11 protein-coding genes and 1 pseudogene are annotated in these 16,078 nt (G+C 67.4%); 5 read left to right on the forward strand and 7 right to left on the reverse strand.

Translation table 11 applies throughout. The annotated features are described in order from the left end of the window. The 4 genes from glgX to glmS all read right to left on the reverse strand — a co-directional run. Window positions 1-1,301: glycogen debranching protein GlgX (gene glgX / locus Y704_RS21645; RefSeq protein ID WP_035772904.1), on the reverse strand; the 1,301-nt coding region annotated here is incomplete at its 3' end. 97 nt (window positions 1,302-1,398) lie between these two features. Next, complete coding sequence (locus Y704_RS0114755; protein WP_026550687.1) at window positions 1,399-2,958, reverse strand: NAD(P)H-hydrate epimerase; 1,560 nt, start codon at window positions 2,956-2,958, stop codon at window positions 1,399-1,401. A gap of 10 nt (window positions 2,959-2,968) precedes the next feature. Then, a complete protein-coding gene (locus Y704_RS21650; RefSeq protein ID WP_081747683.1) occupies window positions 2,969-3,382 on the reverse strand; it encodes a holo-ACP synthase in 414 nt (137 codons plus the stop codon). 33 nt (window positions 3,383-3,415) lie between these two features. After that, on the reverse strand, window positions 3,416-5,368 hold the full coding sequence (gene glmS / locus Y704_RS0114765) for a glutamine--fructose-6-phosphate transaminase (isomerizing) (RefSeq protein WP_026550688.1): 1,953 nt from the start codon (window positions 5,366-5,368) through the stop codon (window positions 3,416-3,418). 54 nt (window positions 5,369-5,422) lie between these two features. On the opposite strand from glmS, the gene coaA reads away from it, so the two are divergent. From coaA to Y704_RS0114790, 5 genes and pseudogenes are all read left to right on the forward strand, one after another. Further along, entirely contained in the window at window positions 5,423-6,409 is a 987-nt protein-coding gene (coaA, locus tag Y704_RS0114770) for a type I pantothenate kinase (protein ID WP_026550689.1), read from the forward strand. A 56-nt stretch (window positions 6,410-6,465) separates the two neighbouring features. Beyond that, the gene (locus tag Y704_RS23570) at window positions 6,466-7,368 is read left to right on the forward strand and encodes a M15 family metallopeptidase (RefSeq protein ID WP_081747684.1); all 903 of its coding nucleotides are present in this window, start codon (window positions 6,466-6,468) and stop codon (window positions 7,366-7,368) included. Between the two features lie 175 nt (window positions 7,369-7,543). Continuing rightward, the gene (locus Y704_RS0114780) at window positions 7,544-9,010 is read left to right on the forward strand and encodes an MFS transporter (RefSeq protein ID WP_026550691.1); all 1,467 of its coding nucleotides are present in this window, start codon (window positions 7,544-7,546) and stop codon (window positions 9,008-9,010) included. 2 nt (window positions 9,011-9,012) lie between these two features. Then, window positions 9,013-11,183, forward strand: a pseudogene (locus tag Y704_RS21660) (molybdopterin oxidoreductase family protein). Continuing rightward, entirely contained in the window at window positions 11,180-12,715 is a 1,536-nt protein-coding gene (locus Y704_RS0114790) for an FAD-dependent oxidoreductase (protein ID WP_026550692.1), read from the forward strand. Before Y704_RS21660 ends, Y704_RS0114790 begins: the two are co-directional and overlap by 4 nt. Window positions 12,716-13,035: 320 nt before the next feature. Here the strand turns inward: Y704_RS0114790 and Y704_RS21665 are convergent, their stop codons facing one another. The 3 genes from Y704_RS21665 to Y704_RS21670 form a co-directional block, all read right to left on the reverse strand. After that, entirely contained in the window at window positions 13,036-13,716 is a 681-nt protein-coding gene (locus Y704_RS21665) for a Pr6Pr family membrane protein (protein WP_173401144.1), read from the reverse strand. 87 nt (window positions 13,717-13,803) lie between these two features. Then, on the reverse strand, window positions 13,804-15,381 hold the full coding sequence (locus Y704_RS0114805; protein WP_026550694.1) for an alpha/beta hydrolase domain-containing protein: 1,578 nt from the start codon (window positions 15,379-15,381) through the stop codon (window positions 13,804-13,806). A 135-nt stretch (window positions 15,382-15,516) separates the two neighbouring features. Continuing rightward, window positions 15,517-16,078 (reverse strand): uroporphyrinogen-III synthase (locus Y704_RS21670; RefSeq protein ID WP_173401145.1); only part of this gene is annotated, 562 nt, incomplete at its 5' end.

Genomic DNA, 16,078 nt, shown 5'->3' on the forward strand with positions numbered 1-16,078 from the left:
TCGTAGAGGTCGGCCGAGCCGGTCAGGCGGGCAGCGAACTCGCCGATGCTCGAGTGCTCGCCCCGCCAGAAGTCACGGACGGTGTCCCGGTACTTGCCGTTCCATTCCGTCCACTGCGGCGGGAAGTTGCCCACCTGGTAGCCGCCGGGTCCAACGTCCCAGGGCTCTGCAATGAGCTTGACCTGCGACACCACGGGATCCTGCTGCACCAGTTCGAAGAAGGCCGAGAGCCGGTCCACCTCGTAGAACTCGCGGGCCAGGGCGGAGGCCAGGTCGAAGCGGAAGCCGTCCACGTGCATTTCGGTGACCCAGTAGCGCAGCGAGTCCATGAGGAGCTGCAGGGAGTGGGGGTTGCCGACGTTGAGCGAGTTCCCTGTGCCGGTGTAGTCCATGTAGTACTGCTTGTCGTCCTCCACCAGCCGGTAGTAGGCCGAGTTGTCGATGCCGCGCATCGACAGCGTAGGGCCCATGTGGTTTCCCTCGGCGGTGTGGTTGTAGACCACGTCGAGGATCACCTCGATGCCGGCCAGGTGCAGTTCACGCACCATGGCCTTGAATTCCTGGACCTGCTCGCCGTGATCGCCCACCGAACCGTAGGTGTTGTGCGGAGCGAAGAAGCCGATGGTGTTGTAGCCCCAGTAGTTCGAGAGGCCCTTTTCCTGCAGCGTGCTGTCATTGACGAACTGGTGCACCGGCATGAGCTCGATCGCGGTGACGCCGAGCTTCTGCAGGTGCGCGATCACCGACGGGTGCGCCACACCGGCGTAGGTTCCGCGCTGCTCCTCGGGAATGTCCGGGTGCAGCTGGGTGAGGCCCTTGACGTGCGCCTCGTAGATGACCGACTGGTGGTACGGCGTGCGCGGCATGCGGTCGCCGTCCCAGTTGAAGAACGGGTTCACCACCACGCCCAGCATCATGTGCGGGGCGGAGTCCTCGTTGTTGACCGAGTGCTCGTCACCGAAGTTGTAGCCGAAGAGGGCCTGGTCCCAGTCGAGCTCGCCCGACACCGCCTTCGCGTAGGGGTCGAGGAGGAGCTTGTTCGGGTTGCAGCGGTGACCCTCGGCAGGGTTGTTCGGGCCGTGGACCCGGTAGCCGTACTTCTGGCCCGGCGTCACGTTCGGCAGGTAGCCGTGCCAGACGTAACCGTCCACTTCCTTCAGCTCGACGCAGGTTTCCGTGCCGTCGTCGTCGAACAGGCAGAGCACGATCGAATCCGCGATCTCGCTGTAGAGGGCGAAGTTCGTTCCCGTGCCGTCATAGGTCGCGCCCAGGGGGTACGCGTCGCCGGGCCATAATTCCATGAGTGCTCCTTGTGGGGGTTTTCGATATTTCGAGGAAAGTTTCGAGGAAAGTGTAGTCGAGGCGCAGGACAGCCGAGTGTCCTGCGGGTGAACAGTGTCAGGGCCGCTCCGCGAGGAGATCCGCGAGGACCGATCCGATGTGGACGGGAAGTCCGGACACGACGACGGGCCCCGCCGCTGCGGCCCGCTCACCGGCCAGTCCGTGGATGAGTGCCGCCGCGGCAGCGACGGCCGCCCAGGTGGCTCCGGCGGGAAGGCCGAGGCGCGCGGCGGCGCCGTCGTCCTCCGCCAGCGTCGCCACGAGCGCTCCCAGGATTCCGGACAGAGTGTCCCCCGAGCCGGCGGTGGCCAGCCAGGGCGGAGCCTCGGCCTGGCTGAAGACTTCCCCGGTGGGCGAGGCGGTGATGGTGGTGAAGCCCTTGAGGAGCACCGTTGCCCCGGTGAGCTGGGCCACCTCGAGTGCGTACCGCGCGGGCGCGGCTTCGATCGCCGCGCGCGCGACGTCGATGCCGCGCGAGGCCAGCAGCGTCCGCAGCTCCCCCGCGTGCGGAGTGAGGATCACGTGCGATCCCACGCGCTCGGGAACCTCGGGGAGCGCTCCTGCGTCGACCACCACGGGCAGTCCGCTCGCGATGGCGCCGCGCGCGCGCCGGGCCTGGGCGTCGTCCTCCACCGCGCCGGGTCCCACGAGCCAGGCCTGGGAGCGCGCGTCCTCGATGTCCCCGGTGGAGCTGACCACCTCCGGGTGGACGGCGGAAATGATCGTGGCAACCGCCGTCGGGCCGAGGTAGCGGACCATGCCGAGCCCGGTGGCCAGCGCGGCTCCCGTGGCGAGGACTGCGGCCCCCGGATACTGGGCGGATCCGGCAGCGATGCCGAGCACGCCGCGTGTGTACTTGTGGTCGCCCGTGCGCGGCCTGCGGTACAGGGCCGCGACGTCGTGCGCCTCCAGCCGGCGCATCGCAGGTTCCGGGGCGGTAGCGGCCGGGGTGCTTTTGAACAGGCCCAGGTCGACGACGTTCAGCTCGCCCGCCGCCAGCGCCCCGCCCGAAACCAGCAGCCCGCTCTTCGCCGCACCGAAGGTGACTGTCGCGTCGGCGAACAGGACCGGGTCGGACAGCTCGCCGGTATCGACGTTCACGCCGCTGGGCACATCGCACGCGACCACCAGCAGGGACCGCTGTCCCCGCAGGCCCGCCCGGGTGTTGATGGTCGACACGAGCTCGGCCGCACTCCCCCGCAGACCGCCGCGCGCACCGGTGCCGAGGATTCCGTCGATGACCAGGTGCACCCGTGCGGCCTGCGCTGCGAGGTCGGGAAGGTTGTCCTGGGTCAGGTGCCGGAGCCGTCCGCCCCGCAGGGTGAAGGCCGCAGCAGCGTCGGGATGTACCTGCTCGGCGACGGTGATCGCCGTGACGGCCACCCCGCGGCGCAGCAGGCGCTCCCCTGCGTAGAGGGCGTCACCACCGTTGTTCCCCGGGCCGGCGAGCACCATGACGGTGCTGGAGATCGCGCTGTGACCGGCCGAACGGAGCATGCCGAGGGCCACCCGAAACAGACCGTGGGCGGCTTTCTGCATCAGGGCGTCGCCGTGTCCGGCAGCGAGGAACGGTGCCTCGGCCGAGCGGACCTGGGCGCCGGTGAAGGCATTGAGCATAGGTACGAGCTTAGCGGCCCCCGGCCCGATCGTCAGCCGGGTTACTATTTTCCGCTGTGGCCTGCGACACAGGTGTACCCTCGGCGACCACCATTGCTGTCGCCAGCCCACCGTCGTGGCTGAGGGAGAGGTGCCACTCGGTGATGCCGAGCCGGGCCGCCGCGGCCGCCACGGTTCGGCACACCTCCACGGAGGGCACGCCCGCGGCGTCGACCGCGATGCAGCAGTCCTGCCAGTTCATGCCGACGGGCGCGCCGAGAGCCTTGGCCACTGCCTCCTTCGCCGCGAAACGCGCGGCAAGTGACCGGATGGTCAGCTCCCGTTCCGCGGGCACGAAAAGCCTCGTCACGAGGCCGGGCGTCCGCTGGAGCTGCAGCCGGAAGCGCTCGATATCGACCACGTCCATGCCGATCCCGATGATCACAGGGACACACCCCGGCAGATACCCGGGCGCGCCCTACTCAACCGTGACGGATTTGGCAAGGTTCCGGGGCTGGTCCACGTCGTAGCCCTTCGCGCTGGCCAGCGCGAGCGCGAAGATCTGCAGCGGAACCGTGGTGAGCAGCGGCGCGAGGAGCGTCGGCGTCGCCGGAACGTAGAACACGTGCTCCGAGTACGCCTCCACCGAGGTGTCGCCCTCCTCGGCGATCACGATGGTCACGGCCCCGCGCGCCCGGATCTCCTGGACGTTCGAGACCACCTTCGCGTGCAGCGAGTTCCGCGCCGACGACGACGGCATGACCACCACTACGGGCTGGCCCTCCTCGATCAGCGCGATCGGGCCGTGCTTGAGCTCGCCCGCGGCGAAGCCCTCGGCATGGATGTAGGCGAGCTCCTTGAGTTTGAGCGCACCCTCCATAGCCACCGGGAACCCCACATGCCGGCCGAGGAACAGCACCGACTTCGCCTCGGACATGTCAGCACCGAGCTGCTTGATCTTGTCGGCGTTGTCGAGGACGGTCTGGATCTTCGCGGGGATCTCCGTGAGGTCCTCCATCACCGTGGCGATCTCGTCGCGGAACTTGTTGCCGCGCAGCTGCGCGAGGTAGAGACCGAGCAGGTACGCGGCGGTGATCTGGGCGAGGAACGCCTTCGTCGAGGCAACGGCGATCTCGGGGCCGGCGTGGGTGTAGAGCACGGCGTCCGATTCACGCGGAATGGTGGAGCCGTTGGTGTTGCAGATCGCCACGACCTTGGCACCCTGCTCGCGGGCGTAGCGCACGGCCATCAGGGTGTCCATGGTCTCGCCGGACTGCGAGATGGCGACCACGAGGGTCTTCTCGTTGACGATCGGGTCGCGGTACCGGAACTCGTGCGAGAGCTCCACCTCGGTGGGAATGCGGCACCAGTGCTCGATGGCGTACTTGGCCACCTGGCCGGCGTAGGCGGAGGTGCCGCAGGCGAGGACCACGATCTTGTCGACGGATCGGAGGATCGATTCGTCGATGCGCAGCTCGTCGAGCACGAGGTTGCCCTTGATGTCGGAGCGCCCCAGCAGGGTCTGGCCCACGGCGTCGGGCTGGTCGTGGATCTCCTTCTCCATGAAGGAGTCGTATCCGCCCTTTTCCGCTGCAGCGGCATCCCAGTTCACGTGGAACTCGGTGCCCTCCGCAGGGTTGCCGAAGAAGTCGGTGATGACGACGTCGTCGGGTGTGATGGTGACGATCTGGTCCTGGCCGAGCTCCACCGCGCGGCGGGTGAAGTCGATGAAGCCGGAGACGTCGGAGCCGAGGAAGTTCTCGCCGTCGCCGAGGCCCACCACGAGGGGCGAGTTCCGGCGCCCTGCCGTGACCACTCCGGGCTGGTCCTCGTGGATCGCGAGCAGGGTGAAGGCACCTTCGAGGCGCTGGCAGGCCTGCTGCATGGCGAGGGTGAGCACATCGCCCTTCGCTCCGCCGTCCTTGAGACCGCGGTAGATGACACCCAGCAGCCCGGCGGCCACCTCGGTGTCGGTGTCGGAGATGAACGTGAGGCCCTCGGCGAGCAGTTCCGCCTTGAGCTCGGCATAGTTCTCGATGATGCCGTTGTGGATGAGGGCCAGCCTGCCCTGGTCGGCGAGGTGCGGGTGCGCGTTCTGGTCGGTCGGGCCGCCGTGGGTGGCCCAGCGCGTGTGACCGATGCCGGTCAGCGATCGCGGCAACGGCTCCGCCGCGAGCTCCTGCACCAGGTTGGTCAGCTTGCCCGCCTTCTTGCGGGATTCGATGCCCGACGGCGTCAGCACGGCTACGCCCGCGGAGTCGTACCCGCGGTACTCGAGCCGCCGCAGGCCCTCCATCACGACGTCGAGGGCCCCATGCCTGCCCCCCTCATCGGCAGAGCTATCAGCGAACTCAACCGCCGGCGGAACATTCTCCAGCGTTGAGAGGACCTGCCCGCGTTCGCGGCCAACATAACCTACGATTCCACACATGCGCTCAAGCCTACCGGCAGCAGGGGTTTGTTAATGTCAAGGCCAACAGGCAGAATGCTCAGGGTGATCGATCGAAGCCCGGCTACTCAACAGGCCAACGGTCCCGAAACTTTCACGCCCTTCGTGGAACTCGACCGACAGATGTGGGCACGCCTGTCCAACGAGATCGAATCCCCCCTGAACTCCGAGGACATCCAGAGGCTGCGCGGGCTCGGCGACGCACTGAACCTCGACGAGGTCCGTGAGGTCTATCTCCCCCTCTCGCGGCTCCTGAATCTCTACATCGCCGCGGCCGGCGAACTGCACGCGGCCACCAACACCTTCCTCGGAGAAACAACCCGGCGAACCCCCTTCGTGATCGGCGTGGCGGGTTCGGTGGCCGTGGGGAAGTCGACGACGGCGCGTGTGCTCCGCGACCTGCTGCGCCGGTGGCCCGAATCGCCCAGCGTCGAGCTCGTCACCACCGACGGCTTCCTCTACCCCAATGCCGAGCTCCAGCGCCGCGGGCTGATGGAGCGCAAGGGGTTTCCCGAGTCCTACGACCGACGCCGGCTCCTCCGCTTCGTGAGCGAGGTCAAGAGCGGCGCCGAGGAAGTGCGTGCTCCCTGGTACTCGCACCTGATCTATGACATCGTTCCCGGCCGGGAAGTGGTGGTGCGCCGGCCCGACGTCCTGATCGTCGAGGGCCTGAACGTCCTCGCGCCGGCACGGGCCCGGCCGGACGGCATCACGGGCCTGGCCCTCAGCGACTTCTTCGATTTCTCCCTCTACGTGGACGCGAAGACGTCCTATATCGAGCAGTGGTACATCCAGCGGTTCCAGTCACTGCGCTCCGGTGCCTTCGCGGACCCCGAGTCCTACTTCCACCGGTACGCCGGACTCTCGGACGACGAGGCGCGGGAGACGGCGCAGGGCATCTGGCGGCGGATCAACGAGCCGAACCTCATGCAGAACGTGCTGCCCACGCGGGGGCGGGCGCAGCTCGTGCTGACCAAGGAGTCGGACCACTCGATCCGGAGGATGCTGCTACGGAAAACCTGACAGCCCCGCGGGTCCGGCGCCCTGCCGCGCGGCTTCCCGCCCGCAGCCTCACTGCCGTGCGGCTCCCTGCCCTGCTGCTGGGCGCCCTGCTCCTGTCCGCGTGCAGCGCATCGGAGGGTCCCGCTGCCGATGCGGGAACGACGGCGGCTTCCGCAAGTTCCACTCCCTCTCCCTCCGCCCCCGCGTCGTCCCCAGGAGCCGAGCCGACAGGGCAATCAGCCCCGGGGGAGCCCGCTTCCCCGGCGCCCTCCCCCGCCTCGTCGCCGTCGCCGCCGTCGTCGCCCGAGGCATCGGTTCCGGGCATCCAGTCTTCCCCTTCGGAAGCGGCTGCAGCTTCGGATCCCGCTGGAGACGCGCCCGACTCCCTTTCGGACCCGTCGTCGATCGGCGTCGTCGTCAACAAGCAGCGGCCGCTGGATCCACCGGGCTTCGTGCCGGCGGAACTCGTTCTGCCCCGCGTTGCGCTCGGCCCCTCGGCGGGGAGCGCCCTGCTCCGGCCGGATGCCGCGGACGCCGTCGAGCGGATGTTCGCAGCCGCCCAGGCGGACGGGGTGGGTCTGACGGTGGTCAGCGCGTACCGCTCGTACACGGACCAGGAGTCGACCTACGCCTACTGGGTGCGCCAGTACGGGAACGCTGCACTGGCGGAGACCATCTCGGCGCGGCCCGGATATTCGGAGCATCAGACGGGCCTGGCTGTCGATGTGGGACAGGACGACGGCACGTGCACCCTGGCGACCTGCTTCAGCGGCACCACTTCCGCCCAGTGGACCTCCGCCAATGCGGCGGCGTACGGGTTCATCGTGCGCTATCCCCAGGGCTTCGACGGGATCACGGGCTACTCCTGGGAGCCGTGGCACCTCCGCTACGTCGGACCAGAGGTTGCCGGCGCCATGCAGGCGGGGAACATCGCCACGTTCGAGGAGTACTTCGGGCTCCCGGCAGCGCCGGGCTACTGAAGACCGGGCTACTGAAGACCGGACTACCGAGCGCCGCCTGCTCCGCAGTCTCACAGCGCCCAGCCAACGCCGATAGGTGAATGTCACGCATCGTTTACGTGAGCGGTCCGGCGCAGAAATGCACGCTCCATAGCCTCGAGGGAATGCAGCAGCCATTTCCATCGGAGGACGCATCATGAGCGTTGACAGAGCTATTCATCCGGCCGGACTGGCACCACCGGCGACAGCCGGTCCGGCCCCCCTCGGGCACCGCGCCGGCCGCTGGATCGACAACTGGGACGCCGAGGACGCGGAGCAGTGGAACGGGCCCGGCAAGGCCATCGCCAAACGGAACCTGCAATGGTCCATCGCCTGCGAGTTCCTCGGCTTCGTCGTCTGGCAACTCTGGTCGATCGTGGTGGTCTACCTGCCCGCCGCCGGCTTCACCTTCACCACTCCGCAGATCTTCTGGCTCATCTCGATGCCGTCCCTCGTCGGGGCCACACTGCGCATCCCCTACACCTTCATGGTGCCCCGGTTCGGGGGCCGGAACTGGACCGTCATCTCGGCCCTGCTGCTCCTGGTCCCCTCGATCGGACTCGCACTCTGTGTCGCGAATCCCGACACCCCGTTCGGCGTGATGCTTGCAGTGGCCGCACTGGCAGGCTTCGGCGGCGGCAACTTCGCCAGCTCGATGGCGAACATCACCTTCTTCTATCCTGCCCGCGAAAAGGGCTGGGCCCTCGGGCTCAACGCAGCCGGCGGCAACCTGGGTGCCGCCGTTGCGCAGCTCGTGGTTCCCCTCGTCGTCGCCCTCACCGCCGCCGTCACCCTGGGCCTTCCACTCGCAGGGTGGATCTGGGTGCCGCTGATCCTCGCGGCAGCCTTCGGTGCCTGGAAGTACATGGACAACCTCTCGAATGCGAAGTCGGACATCGCCGGTTCGCTGGCCGCGCTGAAGGAACCGCACCTGTGGATCATGTCCGTCCTCTACATCGGCACCTTCGGCTCGTTCATCGGATTTGCCGGTGTCTTCCCCAAGCTGATCGTGGATGTCTTCCCCACGTTCTCCACGCTCGACATGGCGGGGGCCACGCTCTCACTCGCCTTCCTCGGCCCGCTGGTCGGCTCCCTCGCACGTCCCTTCGGTGGCAGGCTGGCGGACCGCTGCGGCGGCGCGTTCATCACGGTCTGCGCCTTCGCCGTCATGGGTGCTGCCGCCCTGGCCGAAGTGTGGACACTTCCCCTGGCCAACTTCTGGCTCTTCCTTGCACTCTTCCTCGCACTGTTCGCCGCGGCCGGCGCCGGCAACGGAGCAACCTACCGCATGATCCCGATGATCTTCGCCCGGCGCGGGGCGGCCGAGCGGATAAGCACCGGCCAGCCAGGTACCGGCCAGCCGGGCACCGGCACCGTCCTGACAAGCGCGGGCCCCGTCCGCGATTCCGTCAGCACCGCGCGGAAGTCAGCCGCCGCACTCGGGCTGATCTCAGCCATCGGCGCCTACGGCGGGTTCGTCATCCCGCAGGTCCTCAATGCGTCCGCGAGCGCTTCCGGCAGCTACGACTATGCCTTCTACGGGTTCGTTGCCGCCTATGCACTGATGCTCGGCCTCACCTGGTTCTGCTACCTCCGCCGCTCCAGCGCGATGCGCGAGGTCTGACGATGGGCACCGCCGTTCCCACCCACTGCCCCTACTGCGCCCTCCAGTGCGCCATGACGCTTACCGCGCCCGACGGGGAAATCACCGCACTCGACGGCGGAACCCCCACCGTGCCCACCGTGCAGGGGCGGGACTTCCCCACCAACCGTGGCGGGCTCTGCCGCAAGGGCTGGTCCGCGGCCGACCTCCTGCAGCACCCCGACCGTGTGACCGAACCGCTCCTGCGCGGACCGGACGGGGAACTCCATCGGGTCAGTTGGGACACCGCGCTCACCACCATCCGGGACCGCGTGCTCGCGGCGCAGGAGCGGTATGGAATGGACGCCGTCGGCGTGTTCGGCGGCGGCGGGCTCACCAACGAAAAGGCCTACACGCTCGGGAAGTTCGCCCGGGTAGCGCTGGGAACCTCGCGGATCGATTACAACGGACGGTTCTGCATGTCCTCGGCCGCCGCCGCCGGAAACCGTGCGTTCGGCGTCGATCGCGGGCTCCCGTTCCCGTTGGAGGACCTCGGTACGGCCGGCGCGGTCCTGCTGCTGGGCTCCAATACCGCGGACACCATGCCGCCGTTCGTCCAGCACCTCCGGGCGGCCCAGGCCGCGGGGGGCCTGATCGTCGTCGACCCGCGCCGATCGGCGACCGCCAGGCTCACCGACGATCGTCTGGGCCACCACCTCCAGCCCACTCCCGGCACCGATCTGGCGCTCCTGCTCGGGCTCGCGCATGTGCTCGTCACCGAGCAGCTCACCGACACCGACTACCTCCGCGAGCGCACCCATGGAGTGCGGGAGATCATCGCATCGGTCGCGTCGTGGTGGCCCGAGCGCGTCGCGGGCATCACCGGCGTTCCGGCTTCGAGCATCCGCGCCACTGCACGGCTGCTTGCCGCCGCTGCCGCACCGGCAGGGAGGGTGGGCCTGGAGCGTACGTCCTCACCGGCCGCGGCGTGGAACAGCACACCGATGGAACCGACACCACCACCGCCGCGATCAACCTCGCACTCCTCCTGGGCCTGCCGGGACGCATGAACAGCGGCTACGGCACCCTCACCGGCCAGGGCAACGGGCAGGGCGGACGCGAACACGGCCAGAAGGCCGACCAGCTCCCCGGCTACCGGAAGATCAGCGATCCTGCGGCGCGGGAGCACGTGGCGCGCGTCTGGGGCATCCCCGAGACGGCCATTCCGGGACCGGGCCTTCCCGCTGTCCAGCTCCTGGCGACCCTCGGACAGGACGACGGCGTCCGCTGCCTCTTCGTCCACGGAGCCAACGTCGCGGTGTCAGCACCGGACGCCGGGCGGGTCATCGATGGACTTCGGCGCCTGGACTTCCTCGTCGTCGCCGATTTCTTCCTTTCCGAAACCGCGGCCGAAGCGGACCTCGTGCTGCCGGTGCTGCAGTGGGCCGAGGAGGAGGGAACCATGACCAACCTCGAGGGCAGGGTCCTCCGTCGGCGGGCGGCCGCCATCCCTCCCCCCGGCGCCCGCAGCGAGCTGTGGATCTGGGCCGAGCTTGCCGGCCTGCTGCAGGCGCCCTCACTCTTCAGCGATGATCCCGAGACCATGTTCGCCGAGCTCGCACGAGCGAGCGCCGGCGGGCCGGCCGACTACTCCGGCCTCGACTACCAGGTCCTCGACGCGGATGCCCCCGCCTACTGGCCGTACCCCGCAGGCAGCGCCGGCACACCGCGGCTCTTCCTCGAGCGGTTTGCCACTCCCGACGGCCGCGCGTCACTTGTACCGGTTTCGCCGAATGCGGGCACGACGGCGCTGCGCTCGCCCGCCCCCCTGCTGCTGGCGACCGGCCGGCTGCTGGAGCACTACCAGTCCGGCACTCAGACCCGCAGGGTGCCCAGCCTCCTCGCAGCCCAGCCCATGGCACGGCTGCAGATCCATCCCGGAACGGCGAGCAACCTCGCGATCGGCGATGGTGACGCCGTCGTCGTGACCAGCAGCAACGGTGAGGTCCGCGCGACCGCTGACCTGACCGCCGAGACGCGACAGGACACGGTCTTTCTGGCCTTCCACTACCCGGACCACCAGAGCGCCAACCGCCTCACCGGCAGCGCCACCGACCCTGTGTCCGGAATGCCCGGGTTCAAGACGACGCCGGTGCGGGTTGCACGCGTCGAGCCGGCCGTGACGGCCCGTCCCCTGCTGGAGGCAATCGCATGACGGCACCATCCCGCAGCACACCGGAACGTATTGTCATCGTCGGCTTCGGGCCGGTCGCGGCACGGCTCACCGAGCACCTCGAACCGTTCGTCGCCGCCGGCCTGGTGCAGCTGACCATTCTCGGTCAGGAAAAGGACGCCGCCTACAACCGCGTCCTCGTGGCTGATGTCGCGGTCGGCCGGACACCCGAGGAGGTTCTCCGGCTCGCCGACACCGCGGCGCTGCGGTCGGCCGGGATCGACGTCCGGCTCGGGTCGACGGTGCAGCGCATCGATCGGAACATCCAGCAGATCCACTCGGACGACGGCGCCACGGTTCCCTACGACCGGCTCGTCCTCGCCACCGGATCCTCACCCGTCCTGCCGCCGCTGGCCGGAGCGGATGACGCCGCGGCACTGCCCGCCGGGGTCGGCTTCCTGCGCGACCTCGAAGACGCCCGCGCGCTGTCGGCTGCACTTGCAGGGGGATCACGCCTCGTCGTGCTCGGCGGCGGCCTGCTCGGCATCGAAGCCGCCCTGGCCGCCGCGGAGGAGGGCGCCGATGTCACCCTCGTCCATCATGGACGGCATCCCCTGGAGCGACTGATGGGCGAGGGAGCGCTGTTGGTGGGGTACGCCCTCGAAAGCGCCGGCATCCGTCTGGTCTCCGGGGCGGCGCTCGGACTGGAGCTCGACGACGGCCGCATCACCGGACTGGCGATGGGAGACGGCACCGTGGTCCCGGCGGACGCCCTGGTCATCGCGTGCGGCGTGCGTCCGCGCGTGCAGCTCGCCGCCGATGCGCTGCTGGAGACCCGGGACGGCGTCCTGGTGGATCACTCCCTCCAGGTGCGCGGCGGGGACAGGATCTGGGCCATCGGCGACTGTGCCGAGGTGAGATGCACGGATCCCGCATGTGCTCCCTGCTCCATAGTCACCGCGCCGCAGGGCGTGATCGGGCCCGGCTGGTTGCAGGCGGACCAGGTGGGCGCAGCCTTCGCGGCGGGGCTCACGGGGGCGGCGCTCGGCCCGGCCGGTACGACGCCGGAACCGCCGCGGCGCCGTGACGCCGTCGTCATGCTCAAGGCCTGCGGCTTCGACGCCGTGGCGGCCGGGGACACCGGCGTAGGGCTTTGGGACGCCGGGAACGGGCTGGACGTTGCGGTGTGGGCGGATTCGGGGCACGGCCAGTACGTCAAGATGGTGACGCGCGACGGCGTCCTGACCGGGCTGGTGTGCATCGGGATGCCGCGCACGGGGGCGGAACTCGTGCTCCTCTTCGAACGCGGCGGCGAGCTTCCTGCTGACCGGTCGAGCCTCCTGCGGCTGGACACGGCGGAGACGGCGCTCGCGGTCGGGGCCCCGGCCGGCGATTCCACCCTGTGCCGGTGCGCGGGTATCCGGCGCGATGTCGTCGAACAGTCTGTGGCGGCCGGCTGCGCTACGGTCGGCGAGGTGTCCTCGAATACGCGGGCGGGATCGGGCTGCGGCGGGTGCCACGGCGACATCCGGAGGATCATCGAGCAGCACTTCGCAGTGGCAGCCGTTCCGTGAGGCTCGTCGATGTCCGTGATCTGGGATCGCGGTGATTTGGGATAGCGGTGATTTGGGGCTCTCAGGTGCCTGAGCGGTCGTTACTGGATCTGCATACTTCCAGTGTCGTGCGCTGAATTCAGGTCGACCACCAATTCCAACGTCATGTAGATATAGATCAGAATAAGGATATATCCGGTTCGATGAGAAATACCGATTATCGCTGCAGGATAATTGCCGACCAAGATCGGCCGATCGTTCAGGACGTCAGCTCTGAATATGCGCTTCACGCCGAACTTGTCTCCTCCACCGCTCACTCGTGAAGGAGGGACGCCCGGTGCTTAGGCGACCGTCCCCGCGTCGGACTTGAGGTTTGTCTCGACAGTGCGCGAGGTGGCCTCCGCGGGTGTCCGTGCGATGTGAAGTCGCGTGGAGAACGCGGCAATGAGGGCGAAGAGGAAGGCTGCTGCCGCGATCGCCACCGACATGGCAGCAACCGCTTCGTAGCCGCTGATTCGGGGGTCCAGGAATGGGTAGGGGTACCAGTCAACGAGGGGACCTCTAATCAAGCTGTAGGCCAGATAGAGGAGAGGGAACGCGAGCCAGACCAGCGAGGTGCGGACAGGGACCCTCGTACCGGGGAGGTCAACAAGCCAGTCGATCACCATGATCGTCGGGATGGTGAAGTGCAGCACGACGTTGATCCAGGGGATCGGAGTGTTGACGTCAATATTGCTCAACAGAAGATTGTAGACAATCCCGGTGATGGTCATATAGATAGTCGCAGCACCACGCAGGAGTTCAAGCCAGCGGGGGCTGTTGCCCTTCCACGCGTACCGGCCGGCGATTGCCAGGGTAAGAACGGCGATAATGTTGGATTCGATGGTGAAGTAGCTGAAGAAGTTCCATGCAGTGGCGCCGGGAACGTTTTGCAGAAGGTGTGTCAACTGGAAAAATACGGCCGAAAACCCAAGCACGGCAAACCAGAACCTGAAGAGCGCGAGCCCTCGATTGGGTGTCATGAAGGAATCCTACGTGGCCGGTATGTCAGAAGAGCCTCTACGTGTAGTTCCACCCCGCTCCACGTAGAGGCTCCACCGCGACTTGGGTCAGGGGATGTCAGCCTGCGCGGCCTCCTTGCGGAGCTTCCGTACGTCCTCCTTTGTCAGGAAGCGCTGATCCTCCAAGTCCTTCGCATTGTCTTTCACTGCTTTCACGTAGGACCTGTGGGTCGGGTACAGACCGGCGATCGTCTCATCATCGAGCGGGCGTTCGTATCCGGCAATGAAGCAGAAGGACGCTCCTGTCGCGGTTCCGTACCAGGTGCTCGTCGGCACATCAAGGTAAGGGGAGCGCAGCCCACCCTGCACGTTGCCGAATTCATCGAGTACCGGTGCACCGTTTTCCACCAGGATTGGTTCTGCCCGTGGTGGAGCAACACCGTCCCGCACCCATAGATCGAGGTTCTGCAAGGCAGCATTGAAAAAGATGGAGCTCGGGAAACGGCTGCGTGGTCCTTCATTGCAGCTCATGGGGGGAACTGTTCGTCCGGCGGCCACGATGTCTTCAGAAGTGGCTGAGAAATACAGTTCATCCGGAGTGGCATGGCCGGCGCCGGCCATCTCGTAGTGGCGGTAGCGGTCACCGGGCTCGTCGCTGTCCGCCCTGCGTGAGCCGATGCCTGCGAGGTAGTCGGACTGGGACATCATGCGGATGATCGGTACTCCGACGTCCTGGAACTGACGGCGGGGGTCATCGGCTGCGGGCGCGCTTTCGCACTGGTTCATCGGGTAGGCTCCGGCGAAGGCACCACCTGCCACACCCACGATGTAGCCGTCATAGATCGGCGCGCCGTCCGACTCGATGACGTGGGGCTGCACGCCGTTGATGTAGTTGGCCAGATAGCCGCCGGTTTGTGAGTAACCGAGTCCGTAAGCCTTCTCCACGAGGGCCGAATCGCCCCCGTAGGCCAGCGGATTTGACGATGTGTCACTCTTCAACCACGCGCCGACCTGGCTGTAGATGTCCCATACCAAGCCGTTTTCGGTTGTTCTGGCGCTGTCCGCTGCCACCGTCAGGCAGTTTTGAGGATCGTCCAGCGAAAGTGGATTCGCATACGACAGGGAACCATAGCGCTCAGCGTCGAAGTTCTTCAGGGCGTCGACAGCAATCGGTTTGGCAGTAATTCCTACCCAGGCATCCCCGTTGTTCACGATCTGCTCGTGGGCCACTGCCCATCCGATGTTCAGATCGAACAGGTTTGAGGGGTTGAGCATTTCCACCACGACGTTGCCGCTGAAGTGCTGGCCCTTCGCCGGTTTCCGGACAAGGACCCGTGTTGTGTAGGGTGCGTCTTCCGTGCGGATGACGGCAGGTCCAGGAGCAGGCCAGGTGTAGACGTTGGCGTTGCCGCTTGCGAGGTACTCCTCTTCCACGTAGCCCTGATCCGGCAGGTCCTCCGGAACCAGTTGGTGATCTGCCGCACCGAACGGATATGACTCGTCGGTTATGGGAAGCTGCGTTATCTCCGGGATGGGCGTTACCCGTTCCACCGTCGGCTGGGAGGCCTGTTTTTTCTCCCCGGAGCCTTCGTTGCTCTTTGCATGGGCTGGGAGAGTTCCTGCCCCCGCCACCCCGACGGCCAGTGATAGTGAAAGCGCCAGTGATGCGCCGGTGAACCTTTTCACGAATACTCCCTTGTGATCGTTCGGTTCAGATGTCTGTCAGTGCGGACCCGCAGGCTGACCTTCTCAACGTAGGAACACTCACCAGGAGGAGCAAGCTTATTGAACATGTGTGCACTGTCACAGCCCGCCCTGGGCTCACACGTGCAGCCGGTAGCCTCGCTTGACCACGGTCTCGATAAGCCCCGCGTCGGGGAGCGCCTTGCGGAGGCGGTTGGCGTTCATGTCCAGGGCATGGCCGGCACCGGTCCGTGCCAGCGTTGCCGTCAGGGCGTCCCGGCTCAGCACCGCGCCCTTCGCACCCAGCAGGGCCCTGAACAGGACCAGCTGTGCCGGCGCGAGGTCCACCCGTACCTCGTCCACCCTGACCGAGCGGCCCCTCAGCTCCACGTGCCCGGACCGGGTGGCCACCTGATGCACGGAATGCTCGGCCAGATGGTCGCAGACCAGACGGATCAGCGCGCCCATGCGGAACCGCTCCGGCACAATAGGCGTAATTCCGGCGTCGAGCAGTGGCTGCGCGGTGACCGGACCTACGGCTGCGGCGATCGTGCCGGAGCGGAAGCGCTCCGTCACCTGGTCCTCCAAACCGGCTTCGGCGGCAGTGCTGAACAGGGCGTCGACGGCGGGCGCGCTGGTGAAGGTCACGCAGTCGAGCTGGCCTGCGCAGATGGCGTCGATGAGGCGGGGAAGCCTGCCG

The sequence above is a fragment of the Arthrobacter sp. Br18 genome (assembly GCF_000520555.1).
Classification (GTDB): Bacteria; Actinomycetota; Actinomycetes; order Actinomycetales; family Micrococcaceae; genus Arthrobacter_D.